Genomic DNA, 14007 nt, shown 5'->3' with positions numbered 1-14007 from the left:
ACGTCGCCAACGGGCTTCGCGGTTAGACCGCGACGCGCACGCTGCGCTCGGCGACCATCTTGTCGATGGCGTCGTCGTCGTAGCCCAGCTCGTGCAACACGTCGCGGGAGTGTTCGCCCACCCTGGGAGCGGGCCCACCGATCGCGGCCTCGTTGATCGCAAAACGCGCTGCTGGCTTAGGTTGCCGCACCCGCCCCACTTTCGGTTGATCGAACTCGGCAATGATATCGCGCGCGACCACCTGTTCATTGTCGATGATCTCGCCCCGCCGCAGGATCGGCGAACAGGGGACGTCGGCGGCATCCAGACGCTCCAGCCATTCTGCGGTGGTGTGCTGGCTGATATATTCGGCCATTTTGTTGATGCGTGCCGTGGCGTTGACCGAGCGCGCCGATGGCGTCGCAAACCGGGGATCCTTGGCAAGCTCGGGGTCGCCGGTGGCGCGGCAAAAACCCTGCCATTCGGAATCGGAAATCGTACCGGCGGTGATGTAGCCGTCGCTGGTCTTGAACACGAGATCAGGCCGATCGTTAGGATCGGCAGCAGTGGCCTCGGCGCCCACCACCGTGTATTGCATCATACCTTCCGGCCACAAATACGAGATCATCGCATCCAACATAGCGACCTGAATGTGATCACCTTGCCCTGTCTTCTCGCGGGCATAGAGTGCTGCCGCTACCGCCTGGGCGGTGAACACCGCGGTAGTCTTGTCACATACGATGGTTCGGATCATCTGCGGACGGTTCGTGACCGGCTGCGACTGGATATCGGCAAAGCCCGAGAGGCCCTGAATGATCGGATCGTAAACACGCTTCTTCACATAGGGTCCGGTGTCACCAACACCGCTGATCGAGACATAGATCAGGCGCGGATGTCGCTGGCGCAACTCTTCCACGCCGAGACCGAGACGCTCCATAGTGCCCGGCCGGAAATTCTGCACCAGGACATCGGTTTGCGCGACCAGTTTGGCGAGAACCTCACGGCCGGCTGCGCTTTTGACGTCAATCGACAGCGAGCGCTTGCCACGATTTGAAGAAATGAATAGCGCGGAGAACTCGCCATCCTTATCAATCGTGGCACGGCTGCGCCGGGTAATGTCGCCGCCGATCGGCTCGATTTTCAGGACGTCCGCGCCCTGATCCGCCAGGAACATGGTCGCGAAAGGACCCGACACTACGCCTGTCAAATCGAGGACGCGAACGCCGTTGAGGGGACCGGGCATCACATTCTCCCTGAATTGACTTTGTTATAAGGTCGACTGAGGTTTCGTCATGCAGGTGCGCGGACGTCTGCCCGGCTCTGCAAGGCTCCAGGCTCTGGCCTTAGGCCGTCTTCGAAACGGGCTGGCCGATCTGCTCGACGATCGACTCCTCCACATCGCGAAGCTGGTCCTTGCCGAAGAACATCTCATTTCCAACGAAGAAAGTCGGCGAGCCGAATGCGCCGCGGTTGACCGCGTCGGTGGTCCGATCAATCAGCCGCTTCTTGACGTCATCCTGCTGTGCACGCGCAATCAGCCGGTCGATATCGACGCCTGAGGAGATGAATGCCTTTCGGAAAGTTTCAAGGTCATCCATCTTCTTCGGCTCCTCCCACATGTGGTGATAGGCCGCGCGGAAATACGGCTCGAACACGCCTTCGAACTGCGCCGCGACGGCACCGCGCATCAACATCAGCGTATTGACCGGAAAGAACGGATTGGGACGAAACTTCGTCACGTTATGGCGGCGAATGAAGCGCTGGGTCTCCAGAGCCTGGTATTCCGGCTTGTTCTTGATGCCACGAAGGGAATCGAACGGGGACATGTTGCCGGTCGCCTTGAAGATGCCGCCGAGCAGGATCGGGACATATTCGAATTTCACGCCGGTGCGCCGTTCGATTCCCGGAAGGGCCAGTTCCGCGAGGTAAGCATTCGGACTGCCGAAATCGAACAGGAATTCAACTTTGAGCGACATGTCAGCTCCTCCCGCAGAGCGCAATGGTGGTCAGATTTGGGTGATCTTCTAGGCCGAACGCAGGCTGTCACTCATTTCTATAGTTCTAAAATTGAACTGTCAAATCCGCTCTGAAATCACGGCGTTTCGGACGACCGGCGGGGGTATTGTATCCACTTTAGTACCTATCTAGAATGGTGTGAGCGGCGCCTGCCGCTTCCCCTGATTCGGGCGGAACAGCCGCCGGCCGACCGGAGAGCAGAATGAAATGGGATGAACTTGAGGAAGAGCCGTGTTCGATGGCTCGCACCATCGGTGTGATTGGTGACCGCTGGACTCTTCTGATTCTCCGCGAATGCTTTCTGCGCACGCGCCGCTTCGAGGGTTTTCAGTCAGCGCTTGGAATCACACGGCATTTGCTCGCCGAGCGGTTGAAGAAGCTGGTCCGGCAGGGCGTCCTGCGCCGCATTCCCTATCAGGAGTCGCCTAAACGCCACGAGTATATCCTGACGCAAAAGGGCCTCGACCTCTATCCGATCATGATGGCGCTCGTACATTGGGGCGACACCCACATGGTCGACGAACGCGGACGTCCCCTGCTGCATGAGCACCGCAAGTGCGGAAAGACGTTCGATCCGGTGATGGTGTGTTCGGAATGCGGCGAGCCGCTTTCAGCCAAGGAAGTTCATGTCCACCCTGGTCCAGGCGCGCGCCCGGCTCCAGAGGGGGTCTTGCTTGACAAAAAAGCAAAGCCGAAGCCCCGCAGGAAAGCGGCGTAGCGGCGACTAGCCGCGTTTCTCCCGCAACGGCCGCAGCGCCACAGCGGCTAACTCTGCGCCATCGGCTGGGTGAACTACAGCTTGACGCCCCCTGGTGCAGAAGCGCATCGGTTCGACTGACTATCCGATTTGCTCGCCATAACCCTCTGTTCTACGACAGCGCGTAAGAGGCCTCCCCGAGTAGCCTCTGCGGTTTATATTGCGATCAAAGCGACGGAGAGACCCCAATATTATCCATGTGATGCAGGACGTTGCTTAGTTCGATTCTGGACCGAGCATTAGAAGCTCAATTTCCAAACGCGCCAAAAAAATTTGGCAGGAATGGAGCTGCTTACCCAACGAACTCAACAGCTTGTATGCTGGCTGGGGCGGGAGGGATCGAACCTCCGAATGGCGGAATCAAAATCCGCTGCCTTACCGCTTGGCTACGCCCCAACAGGCGACCTGGGGCCGGCGGAAGAACTGGCTACCGCAGATTCCCTTGGTCGCAGCCGGTCTATAGGGAGCGGCGCAGCATTTCAACCGCCTGGAGGGGCAAAATACCACAGCCCCGGGATCGGCCCCGCTACACTCTCTTTATGGGCCCGCGACGGCCCCGTTCTGACCGCCACCGTCCGGCCCCTCCCGCCCCATTGAGACCTCCCCCATTTCATGGGAATAGGGCGCCAAGACCTGTCCACGGGAGTGAGCCATGACCTACCGCGCGCCGATTTCTGACATGCTGCTGTCGCTCAATCACGGCGCCGGCCTCAAGGCTGCCGTGGAGGCCGGTCATTACGGCGATTTCGACGCCGACATCGCCGCGGCCGTGCTGGAGGAAGCCGGCAAGTTCGCAACCGACGTCCTGGCCCCGCTCAACAAGGTCGGCGACGAGCACGGCATCAAGCTCAGCGACGGCAAGGTGACGACCGCGCCGGGCTGGCCGGACGCCTACAAGCGCTGGACCGAGGGCGGCTGGAACGCGGTGTCAGGCCCCGAAGATTTCGGCGGCCAGGGCCTGCCGATCGCGATCAACGCCGCCTGCACCGAGATCTGGAGCGCCTCGAACCTCGCCTTCGGCCTCTGCCCGCTGCTGACGGCGTCGGCGATGGAGGCGCTGGACGCGCATGGCAGCAGTGAGCTGAAGAAGATCTATCTCGAGAAGCTCGTCTCCGGCGAATGGACCGGCACGATGCAGTTGACCGAGCCGCAGGCCGGCTCCGACGTCGGCGCGCTGCGAACCCGCGCCGAGAAGCAGGCCGACGGCACCTATCGCATCAAGGGGACGAAGATCTTCATCACCTATGGCGAGCACGACATGACCGACAACATCGTGCATTTCGTGCTGGCGCGTCTGCCCGATGCGCCCGCCGGCACCAAGGGCATCTCGCTGTTCCTCGTGCCCAAGTTCATGGTCAATGCAGACGGCTCGCTCGGGCAGCGCAACGACATCTATGCGAGCGGCGTCGAGCACAAGCTCGGCATGCATGCCTCCCCGACCTGCACCATGACGATGGGCGATCATGGCGGCGCCATCGGCTTCCTCGTCGGCGAAGAGAACCAGGGCATGCGCTGCATGTTCACGATGATGAACCAGGCCCGCCTCGGCGTCGGCCTCGAGGGCGTCGGCGTCGCCGATCGCGCCTACCAGCAGGCTTTGTCGTATGCCCAGGAGCGCAAGCAGGGCCGCGCCGTCGGCAGCAAGAGCGACGGCTCGGACGCGATCTTCGTGCATCCCGACGTCAAGCGCATGCTGATGCGGATGCGGGCGCAGACCGCTGCCGCGCGCACCATCTGCTATGCGACCGCGGTCGCGATCGACGTCTCGACGCGCGCCAGGGATCCCAAGGTGCGCGCCGATGCCGCCGCGCGCGCGGCGCTGCTGACGCCGATGGCCAAGGGCTATTCCACCGACATCGGCAACGAGGTGGCCTATCTCGGCGTGCAGGTGCATGGCGGCATGGGCTTCATCGAGGAGACCGGTGCGGCCCAGCATTATCGCGATGCCCGCATCACCGCGATCTACGAGGGCACCAACGGCATCCAGGCGATCGACCTCGTCACGCGCAAGCTCGCGGCCAATGGCGGCGCTGCTGTCTGGGCGCTGCTCGACGAGCTCGCAGCGACGGTCAAGAAAGTCGAAGCGTCGAACGATCCGGCTTTTGGCACCACGGGCGTCAAGCTGCGCGAAGCGCTGGAGGCCTTGACCCGCACCAGCAAATGGCTGCTGGAGCGCGTGACGTCCGCGCCGAACGAGGCGCTTGCCGGTGCGACACCCTATCTGCAGCAGTTCGGCTCGACGCTCGGCGGCTGCCTGCTCGCCTCCGAAGCACTCGCCGCCAAGGCCGACGGCCTCACCGATGCGCCACGCTACGTCTCGCTCGCACGCTTCTTCGCCGAGAACATCAGTGTGCAGGCCGGCGCGCTCGAGCGCACCGTGACCGAGAGCGCGGAATCGGTCGCGGCGGCGGATGCAGTGTTGCTGGGGTAACGGACCTTGTAGCCCGGATGGAGCGCAGCGCAATCCGGGGCCGTCGTCGCTCATGGCACGAATCCCGGATTACGCTTCGCTCCATCCGGGCTACGAGGCCACGGCCTTCGCGCTTCTCCCCGGCCGCCACAACACGACGCCCGCCGCCACGAGATCCAGCACGACGCACATCGCGAAAGCCGCGGTGTAATTGCCCGTCAAGCTCCGCACGAGGCCGACGATGCCCGGTCCGAAGGCGCTGACGACGCCGCTGATCGAGGTGCCTAATCCCATTGCGGCGGCGAAGGCGGCGGCGCCGATCTCGCGCTGGATGATCAAGGGCGGGAACGTGATCATGTTGCCGATCGAGAAGCCGTAGACGGCGCAGCACACCAGCAGCACCGTCGGGCTCGTGCTCTGCACGAGAACGAACAGCGCCGCCGCCTGGCTCGTCATCGACGCCGCGCAGGCGAGCCGGGGATCGAGCCGGTCGACGAACAGGCCGAGCGACAGGCGGCCGACCACCGCCATCGCCGCCATGATGGTGACCGCGCCGCCTGCGGCCGAGCGGCCGATCAGGGGCTCGAGAAACGTCACCTGGTGGATGATGAATCCCATCTGCGCCAGCAGCGCGATCGCGATCGGCAAGACCATGGTCCAGAACGCCGCGTTGGCGAGCAGCGTCTTGCGGGAATGGCTTGGCGCGGCCGTGCTCTCACCTGAAGGGCGTCCGCCCGAAGCCGGCGAGGTCCCGGCAGGCCAGCCGATGAAGGTCACGACCACCGGCAGCACCAGCACCATCATCGCGAGCGTGGCCGCCAGCATGGCGGAGCGAAAGCCGATGCTGCCGGTCAGCGACAGCAGCAGCGGAACGAGGATGATGCCGCCGCAGGTCGCGCCGTTGAATGCGAGGCTGAGCGCCAGCCCGCGCCGGCGTTCGAACCAGGAGTTCAGCACGGTCGCGATCACCACGGTGCCCATGCCGGTCCAACCGACCGACATCAGCGCATAGGCGAGATAGAGCTGCCAGGGCGTCTGCATCAGCGCCAGCAGCACCGTCGAGGCGCCGAGCGCCGCCAGGCCGCACAGGATCAGCGACCGCAAGCCGATGCGCGCGAGCAGATCATCGGTGAAGATGACGAGGACGGAGGTCAGGAGAAAGGAGAACGTGCTGGCGGCGGAGACCAGCGTGCCCGGCCAGCCATGGGCGCGCTGCAGCTCGGCGAGATAGACGCCCTGGCCATACAGGCCGAAGCCGAACATGAAGAAGGCCATCAGGAAGCAGGCCAGCACGACGCGCCAGCCGCGGTAGTGCAGCGAGGATTCGTCGATGCGGGTTGCGGCAATCATCAATCGGGCAATCGGATCACATGGAACCGCGGGATCGTGCACCACAACCACTGGTTTTTCAAATGAAACATTGTAGCCAATTGTTGCGATGCGTTGGCTCCGAAAAGGTTGACTCAGCGCATTGGCACGCCTGCCGGATCATGTAGGCTGATGCTCGGCGAGACTCGCGAAGCGGCGAGCATCGCGGCGAGCGCAGGGGGCTCTCATGCCGAATGGCAATATCGTCGTCACCGAAGAGCGCGGAACGCGTGTCATCACCCTGCGCCGTCCGGGCAAGAAGAATGCCATCACCCAGGATATGTATCGGGAGATGAGCCACGCGATCGATACCGCGCAGAACAACCCCGACATCCGCTGCATGATCATCACCGGCGGCTCAGGCGTGTTCACCGCCGGCGACGATATCGACGATTTCATGCACGCCGACACCGCGCGCCCCGAGACGTTGTCGGAAGGCGCGAAGTTTCTCTATTCGCTCGCCCTCAACGTCAAGCCGATCATCGCCGCCGTCGACGGCGCCTCGATCGGCATGGGCACCGTGATGCTGTTTCACTGCGACTACGTGCTGGCCTCGAACGCTGCGACCTTCTCCGCGCCCTACATCCATCTCGGGCTGGTGCCGGTCGGCGCCGCCAGCCTCTTGATGCCGAACACGATGGGATATCAGCGCGCCTTTGCCATGCTGGTGATGGGGCGGACTTTTTCCGCCGCGGAGGCGCACGCGGCAGGCTTCGTCAACACCGTGGTGTCGCCCGGACATACCGAGGTCGAGGCGCGCAAGGTGGCGCGCGACATCTGCCGGCTGCCGGCCGAGGCGGTCGCAACCTCCCGCAAATTGCTGCGCGCGCCGGCCGAAGAGCTCACCCGCCGCATCGACCAGGAAGGCCATCTGTTCGGCGAGCGGCTCAAGTCGGAGGAAGCGGTGGCGTCGTTCAATGCGTTTGCGAACCGGAAGAAGAAGTAGCGGGCTCTCTCTCCGCGAGTCCAGTATCGTAGGGTGGGCAAAGGCGCACTTGCGCCGTGCCCACGCCTTAAGACGTGGGCACGCTTCGCTTTGCCCACCCTACGATACTGAGGTTGGGGAGAAGTCCAGCACGGTTACGATAATGCTTCGTGAAATCTTCGCGTGGACCGACTAATCTTGGTCCCATGCGAAATGCCTTACGATCCATCCTTGCCGCCCTCGCTGTCGCCTCCGCCCTCCCCGCCTCGGCCCAGACCGCCGCGCCGGTCGAGCTGCGCGTGCTCGCGATCAACGATTTTCACGGCAATCTGCGTCCGCCGCCGGGCGGCATCCGCATCAATGATCCCGAGGACGGAGCCAGGAAGGTAATGGTGGCGGCCGGCGGCGCCGAATACATGGCGACGCTGGTGAAACAGCTGCGCGAGGGACACAAGAACACGATCTTCGTCGCCGCCGGCGACCTGATCGGCGCGAGCCCGTTCCTGTCGGCGATGTTTCACGACGAGCCTTCTGTGGAGGCGCTTTCGCTGATGGGGCTTGCGATCAGTTCGGTCGGCAATCACGAGTTCGACGAGGGTAAGACCGAGCTGCTCAGGATGCAGAACGGCGGCTGTCATCCGGTCGACGGCTGCCAGGGGCCGCATCCGTTCACGGGCGCCAAATTCCGTTATCTCGCCGCGTCCACCATCGAGACCGCGACGGGCAACAGCGTGCTGCCGCCGTACGATATCCGGGAATTCGACGGCGTCCCGATCGCCTTCATCGGGCTGACCTTGAAGGAGACCGCGGGCATCGTCTCGCCTGCTGGCATCGCCGGGCTCGAATTCCGCGACGAAGCCGAGACGGTGAATGCGCAGGTCGCCCAGCTGAAGGCGCGCGGCGTCGAGGCGATCGTGGTGCTGATCCACCAGGGCGGCGAGCCCGCCGGCGACTACAATGAATGCCCTGCCATTACCGGGCCGATCGTGGACATCGTCAAAAAATTCGACCGCGCCGTCGACGTCGTCGTCAGCGGCCACACCCACCGCGCCTATGTCTGCGACATCGACGGACGGCTCGTCACCAGCGGCGACAAATATGGCACGCTGGTCACCGCGATCGACCTCAAGCTCGATCCTGTAACCCGCGACATCGTCAGCGCCAAAGCCGAGAACGTCATCGTCGCCAATGCCTCGCTGGCGAAGGACGCCGAGCAGACCGCGCTGATCGAGGCCTATGACAGGCTCTCGGCGCCGATCGCCAACCGGCCGGCCGGATCGGTGACGCAGACGCTGTCGCGCGTGCCGAACGAGGCCGGTGAAAGCGCGCTCGGCGACATCATCGCGGACGCGCAGCTTGCCGCGACCAGGGACGCCAAGGATGGCAGCGCTGTCATCGCGCTCACCAATCCGGGCGGCATCCGCACCGACATCGTCCCGAAGGAAAACGGCGCGATCACGTTCGGCGACGTGTTCGCCAGCCAACCGTTCCGCAACCGCCTCGTGACGATGACGCTGACGGGCAGTCAGCTCAAGGACATGCTCGAGCAGCAATGGCTGGACCCGAAGCGGCCGCGGATTCTCCAGGTGTCGAACGGGTTCAGCTATGCCTGGGATGCGTCGAAGCCATTCGGCGAGCGCGTGATCGCCGACAGGATGACACTGGGCGGCAAGCCGATCGAGCAGGCCAGCGGCTACCGCGTCACCCTCAACGATTACCTCGCAGTCGGCGGCGATGGTTTTACCGTCGCCAAACAAGGCACGGCGCCGCAATATGGCGGCTACGACGCGGACGCGCTGTTCGCGTTCTTCCGGGCGCACGGTCCGATCGGCCCGCTGCCGCTGAGTCGCATCCTGCGCGTGAATTGATCCGGATCAAACGGGCCAGAACCGGACGACCCTTTGCCATTCCCGTTCAAACGCATAGATTGGGATTTGCATTGCGTTTTGGCGCCGGATGCGCCAAGCGACGTCGAAAGCCCGGATCCATGAGGCCGACCTGATGAGCACGCTTCTCCTTTCCCACAAGGCCTGCCTCGACCATGTCACGCCGCCGGGACATCCTGAAAGGCCGGATCGCCTGCGTGCGGTGGAGGAAGCGCTGTCGCATGAGCGCTTCCAGTTCCTGGTGCGCGACCAGGCGCCGGAGGGCGATCTCGATCTCGTCACGCTGTGCCACAATGAGCACTACGTCACCGAGCTGCGCCACATCGCACCGAGCAGCGGGCAGGTCTATATCGACGGCGACACCTCGATGTCCCCTGGCACGTGGGAAGCGGTCATGCGCGGTGTCGGAGGCGCGGTGGCGGCGACCGAAGCGGTGATGGCGGGCGAGCATCGTAACGCCTTCGTCGCGGTGCGTCCGCCCGGCCATCACGCCGAGATCGGCAAGCCGATGGGCTTCTGCTTCTTCGACAATGTCGCCATCGCCGCGCGCCACGCCCAGCGCAAATACGGCATCAAGCGCGCGGCCATCGTCGATTTCGACGTGCACCACGGCAACGGCACGCAGGACATCTTCTGGTCAGACCCGACCGTGATGTACTGCTCGACGCATCAGATGCCGCTGTTTCCAGGCACCGGCGCGACGGGCGAGCGCGGCGACCACGACACCATCGTCAACGCGCCGCTCGCCTCCGAGGACGGCGGGCCGGAATTCCGCTCCGCGTTCGAGAATTTGATTCTGCCGCAGCTCGAGAAATTCAGCCCCGAGCTGCTCATCATCTCCGCCGGCTTCGACGCGCATTATCGCGATCCGCTGGCCTCGCTGAATTTGCGCGCGGAGGATTATGCCTGGGTGACGCGCAAGCTGATGGATCTCGCCGACAAGTCCGCGGGAGGGCGCGTTGTTTCGGTGCTCGAGGGCGGCTATGACCTGCAGGGACTGAAAGAATCTGTTACGGCGCATGTCGGCGCCCTGATGGGCGCCTGACGACGCCCGCCACATTAAGCCCGCAAAACCCGCCTTCACTGCAAGGAAAGCGAATCGGGCAATCGGAAACGGATATGGCCGAAAATACTCAAGTCGACGTCTCCAGGCTCACCTTCGAGCGCGCGATCGAGGAACTCGAAACGATCGTGAAGCGGCTCGAGGACGGCAAGGTGCCGCTCGAGGAATCCGTGACGATCTACGAGCGCGGCGAGGCGCTGAAGCGCCGCTGCGAGGAATTGCTGCGTCAGGCCGAGGCGCGCGTCGACAAGATCACCACCGATGCCAGCGGCCAGGCCACCGGCACCGCGCCGCTGGACGTGCAGTAGGGAAAGCCGAGAGTTCCCGCTCAGCCTTTCCGAGGGCAGGCCCCGAAACGTCATCACGGGAGCGTGGCCGCCATGATTTCATGAACGCACGGCGCGATCCCGCCAACCAGCACGGTTCCGTGCAGCCGGATCGATGCCATCCGTCCGGAAATCCGTCCCTCGGGACAAAAAAAGATCTCATTCAGGCGGAAAAGCCTGCCAGGGGACCCGGCAAGGCTGGAACCCATTGTCCCGGGCCACGGTTAACCACTCTGGCCCGCCGGTTGCATCTGCATACCCCCAATCGGTCCTGCGGGTTGGCTTTGGCCCAAGCTTTGGTGTAAAGCTGCGCGGAGTGTGGCTTTTTGCAAGCCTTGCGTGGGCAGAGAATTCCGACGACAAGCGCTTCAAACTGCTAATGAAATTGGCTGGGACGGACGAAGCCGATCTAAGTGACAGGGATCACAGAGACTGAACCGGAGCGCACTTAAGCTTACCTAAGCTTGAAGACGGGGCCTTGCCCCATGCAGGTGGCTCCGACGGTTTGAGGACTCGCGCTGCGCCGATATTGTGCAAACCCATCGCGCACCGGAATGAACTTCCGGCGCTGACAAATTGGAAATCGCCGTGAACGCATACAGTAAAACGCCGCTTCTCGACACCATCCGGACGCCGGAAGACCTGCGCAAGCTCAAGATCGAGCAGGTTCGCCAGGTTGCCGACGAGCTGCGGCAGGAGACCATCGATGCCGTCTCGGTGACCGGCGGTCACTTCGGCGCGGGCCTCGGCGTGGTCGAGCTCACCACTGCGATCCATTACGTCTTCGACACGCCGCGCGACCGGCTGATCTGGGACGTCGGCCATCAGGCCTATCCGCACAAGATCCTCACCGGCCGGCGCGACCGCATCCGCACGCTGCGCACCGGCGGCGGCCTGTCCGGCTTCACCAAGCGCAGCGAGAGCGATTACGATCCGTTCGGCGCGGCCCATTCCTCGACCTCAATCTCCGCCGGCCTCGGCATGGCGGTGGCGCGCGACCTCTCCGGCGGCAAGAACAACGTTATCGCCGTGATCGGTGACGGCGCGATGTCGGCCGGCATGGCCTATGAGGCCATGAACAATGCGGGTGCGATGAACTCGCGCCTGATCGTCATCCTCAACGACAACGACATGTCGATCGCGCCGCCGGTCGGTGCCATGAGCGCCTATCTGTCGCGGCTCTACTCCGGCAAGACCTATCGCACGCTGCGCGATGCGGCCAAGCAGATCAACAAGCGACTGCCCAAGATCATCGCCAACCGCGCCAACCGCGTCGAGGAATATTCCCGCGGCTTCATGATGGACGGCGGCACGCTGTTCGAGGAGCTCGGCTTCTACTATGTCGGCCCGATCGACGGCCACAATCTCGACCATCTGCTGCCCGTCCTGAAGAACGTCCGCGACATGGAGACCGGCCCGATCCTGGTCCACGTCGTGACGCAGAAGGGCAAGGGCTACGGCCCGGCGGAAGCGTCCGCCGACAAGTACCACGCCGTCGTCAAGTTCGACGTCGCAACCGGCACCCAGGCCAAGGCCAAGCCGAATGCGCCGGCCTACCAGAACGTGTTCGGCCAGAGCCTCGTCAAGGAAGCGCAGAAGGACGACAAGATCGTCGCCATCACCGCGGCGATGCCGTCGGGCACCGGTGTCGACATCTTCAACAAGGCCTTCCCCGATCGCACCTTCGACGTCGGTATCGCCGAGCAGCACGCGGTGACCTTCGCCGCCGGTCTTGCCAGCGAAGGCTACAAGCCGTTCTGCGCGATCTATTCGACCTTCCTGCAGCGCGGCTACGACCAGATCGTGCATGACGTCGCGATCCAGAACCTGCCCGTCCGCTTCGCCATCGACCGTGCCGGCCTCGTCGGCGCCGACGGCGCCACGCATGCCGGCTCGTTCGACAACGCCTATCTCGGCTGCCTGCCGAACATGGTGATCATGGCGGCGGCGGACGAAGCCGAGCTCGTGCACATGGTGGCGACCCAGGTCGCGATCGACGACCGTCCGAGCTCGCTGCGCTATCCGCGCGGCGAAGGCCGCGGCATCGAGATGCCCGAGGTCGGCATCCCGCTCGAGGTCGGCAAGGGCCGCGTGATTCGCCAGGGCAGCAAGATCGCCCTGCTCTCCTTCGGCACGCGCCTCGCCGAATGCGAGAAGGCGGCCGACGAGCTCGCAGCCCACGGCCTGTCGACCACGATCGCCGACGCGCGCTTCATGAAGCCGCTGGACACCGAGCTGGTGCTCAAGCTTGCCCGCGACCACGAGATCCTGATCACGATCGAGGAAGGCTCGGTCGGCGGCTTCGGCTCGCATGTCGCGCAGTACCTGACCGATCAGGGCGTGCTCGACACCGGCATGGTCAAGTTCCGCTCGATGGTGCTGCCCGACGTGTTCCAGGACCACGACACGCCGGCCGCGATGTACGGCCGCGCCGGTCTCGACGCCAAGGGCATCGTCGCCAAGGTGTTCGAGGCGCTCGGCAAGGACGTGAAGGCCGAGACGGTCAAGCTGGCCTGAGGTGGTACACCTCTCCCGCTTGCGGGAGAGGTCGGATCGCGAAGCGATCCGGGTGAGGGTTTTCGCCTCTTGGGGGGTTCTCGATTGCCGAGACACCCCCTCCCCAACCCTCCCCCGCAAGCGGGAGAGGGAGCGCAGTTTTCGCCGCGGTTCGCGGCTCGCCTGAATTTCTCCGAAGCAGTCAGCCATGAGAATCTATCTGGCAGGCCCCGACGTGTTCCTGCCGGATGCGATCGAGATCGGCCGGCGCAAGGTCGATATTTGCGCCGCGCACGGGCTCACCGGCCTCTATCCCCTCGACAACGCCATCGATCTCACCGCGCCCGATGCCGCGCGGCAGATCTTCTACGGCAACGAGGCGATGATGGATGCGGCCGACGCCATCATTGCCAACCTCACCCCGTTCCGTGGCGCCGGCGCCGATCCCGGCACCGTCTACGAGCTCGGCTACATGGCCGGCCGCCGCAAATTCTGTCTGGCCTATTCCAACGACGGCGCCGCCTATGCCGACCGTGTCGGCCGCTTCATGGAGGTCACCTCCGAGGATGGGCGGCTGGTCGACGCGCAGGGACTGACGGTCGAGGATTTCGGCCTCGTCGACAATCTCATGATGATCCATGCGCTGGAGCTGCACGGCTGTCCGCTGGTGACGCCGGCCGCGATGCCGATCGACGTCTGGCACGATCTGGCCGCGTTCGAGGCTTGCGTCCGGATGGCAGCCGCGCGATTGATCGCTACATAAGCAGATCAATCGTCTCAA

At 63.9% G+C, this 14007-nt stretch carries 11 protein-coding genes and 1 tRNA gene; 8 read left to right on the top strand and 4 right to left on the bottom strand.

Translation table 11 applies throughout. The features are described from left to right. Positions 1-22: 22 nt before the first annotated feature. Together A3AS_RS0137715 and A3AS_RS0137710 are read right to left on the bottom strand one after the other, a co-directional pair. A complete protein-coding gene (locus tag A3AS_RS0137715) occupies positions 23-1222 on the bottom strand; it encodes a CaiB/BaiF CoA-transferase family protein (RefSeq protein WP_018322604.1) in 1200 nt (399 codons plus the stop codon). A 100-nt stretch (positions 1223-1322) separates the two neighbouring features. Continuing rightward, the gene (locus A3AS_RS0137710) at positions 1323-1955 is read right to left on the bottom strand and encodes a 2-hydroxychromene-2-carboxylate isomerase (RefSeq protein WP_018322603.1); all 633 of its coding nucleotides are present in this window, start codon (positions 1953-1955) and stop codon (positions 1323-1325) included. Positions 1956-2197: 242 nt separating this feature from the next. Between A3AS_RS0137710 and A3AS_RS0137705 the strand changes: the two genes are divergently transcribed. Continuing rightward, positions 2198-2713: a helix-turn-helix domain-containing protein gene (locus A3AS_RS0137705; protein WP_018322602.1), complete on the top strand. Its 516-nt coding sequence runs from the start codon at positions 2198-2200 to the stop codon at positions 2711-2713. Positions 2714-3073: 360 nt separating this feature from the next. On the opposite strand, the gene A3AS_RS0137700 is transcribed toward A3AS_RS0137705, so the two are convergent. Further along, positions 3074-3148 (bottom strand) — tRNA-Gln (locus tag A3AS_RS0137700). 256 nt (positions 3149-3404) lie between these two features. Here A3AS_RS0137700 and A3AS_RS0137695 point away from each other — a divergent pair. Next, on the top strand, positions 3405-5183 hold the full coding sequence (locus A3AS_RS0137695; RefSeq protein WP_018322601.1) for an acyl-CoA dehydrogenase: 1779 nt from the start codon (positions 3405-3407) through the stop codon (positions 5181-5183). Positions 5184-5273: 90 nt separating this feature from the next. Here the strand turns inward: A3AS_RS0137695 and A3AS_RS0137690 are convergent, their stop codons facing one another. Beyond that, the gene (locus tag A3AS_RS0137690) at positions 5274-6512 is read right to left on the bottom strand and encodes an MFS transporter (RefSeq protein WP_018322600.1); all 1239 of its coding nucleotides are present in this window, start codon (positions 6510-6512) and stop codon (positions 5274-5276) included. 205 nt (positions 6513-6717) lie between these two features. On the opposite strand from A3AS_RS0137690, the gene A3AS_RS0137685 reads away from it, so the two are divergent. From A3AS_RS0137685 to A3AS_RS0137655, 6 genes are all read left to right on the top strand, one after another. Next, positions 6718-7476, top strand: a complete 759-nt coding sequence (locus tag A3AS_RS0137685) for an enoyl-CoA hydratase-related protein (protein WP_018322599.1) — start codon at positions 6718-6720, stop codon at positions 7474-7476. A 185-nt stretch (positions 7477-7661) separates the two neighbouring features. Continuing rightward, positions 7662-9323, top strand: a complete 1662-nt coding sequence (locus A3AS_RS0137680; protein ID WP_018322598.1) for a bifunctional UDP-sugar hydrolase/5'-nucleotidase — start codon at positions 7662-7664, stop codon at positions 9321-9323. A 133-nt stretch (positions 9324-9456) separates the two neighbouring features. Next, complete coding sequence (locus tag A3AS_RS0137675; protein WP_026202776.1) at positions 9457-10386, top strand: histone deacetylase family protein; 930 nt, start codon at positions 9457-9459, stop codon at positions 10384-10386. A gap of 74 nt (positions 10387-10460) precedes the next feature. Next, the gene (locus A3AS_RS0137670; RefSeq protein ID WP_008132970.1) at positions 10461-10712 is read left to right on the top strand and encodes an exodeoxyribonuclease VII small subunit; all 252 of its coding nucleotides are present in this window, start codon (positions 10461-10463) and stop codon (positions 10710-10712) included. 606 nt (positions 10713-11318) lie between these two features. Beyond that, positions 11319-13247: a 1-deoxy-D-xylulose-5-phosphate synthase gene (gene dxs, locus A3AS_RS0137660; protein WP_026202775.1), complete on the top strand. Its 1929-nt coding sequence runs from the start codon at positions 11319-11321 to the stop codon at positions 13245-13247. Positions 13248-13434: 187 nt separating this feature from the next. Then, positions 13435-13989 (top strand): nucleoside 2-deoxyribosyltransferase, encoded by a 555-nt coding sequence (locus A3AS_RS0137655; protein ID WP_018322595.1) that lies wholly within the window; start codon positions 13435-13437, stop codon positions 13987-13989. The last annotated feature ends 18 nt before the right edge of the window (positions 13990-14007 follow it).

This window comes from Bradyrhizobium sp. WSM2793 (assembly GCF_000379585.1).
Classification (GTDB): domain Bacteria; phylum Pseudomonadota; class Alphaproteobacteria; order Rhizobiales; family Xanthobacteraceae; genus Bradyrhizobium.
This window is presented reverse-complemented; position numbering and strand designations above follow the sequence as displayed.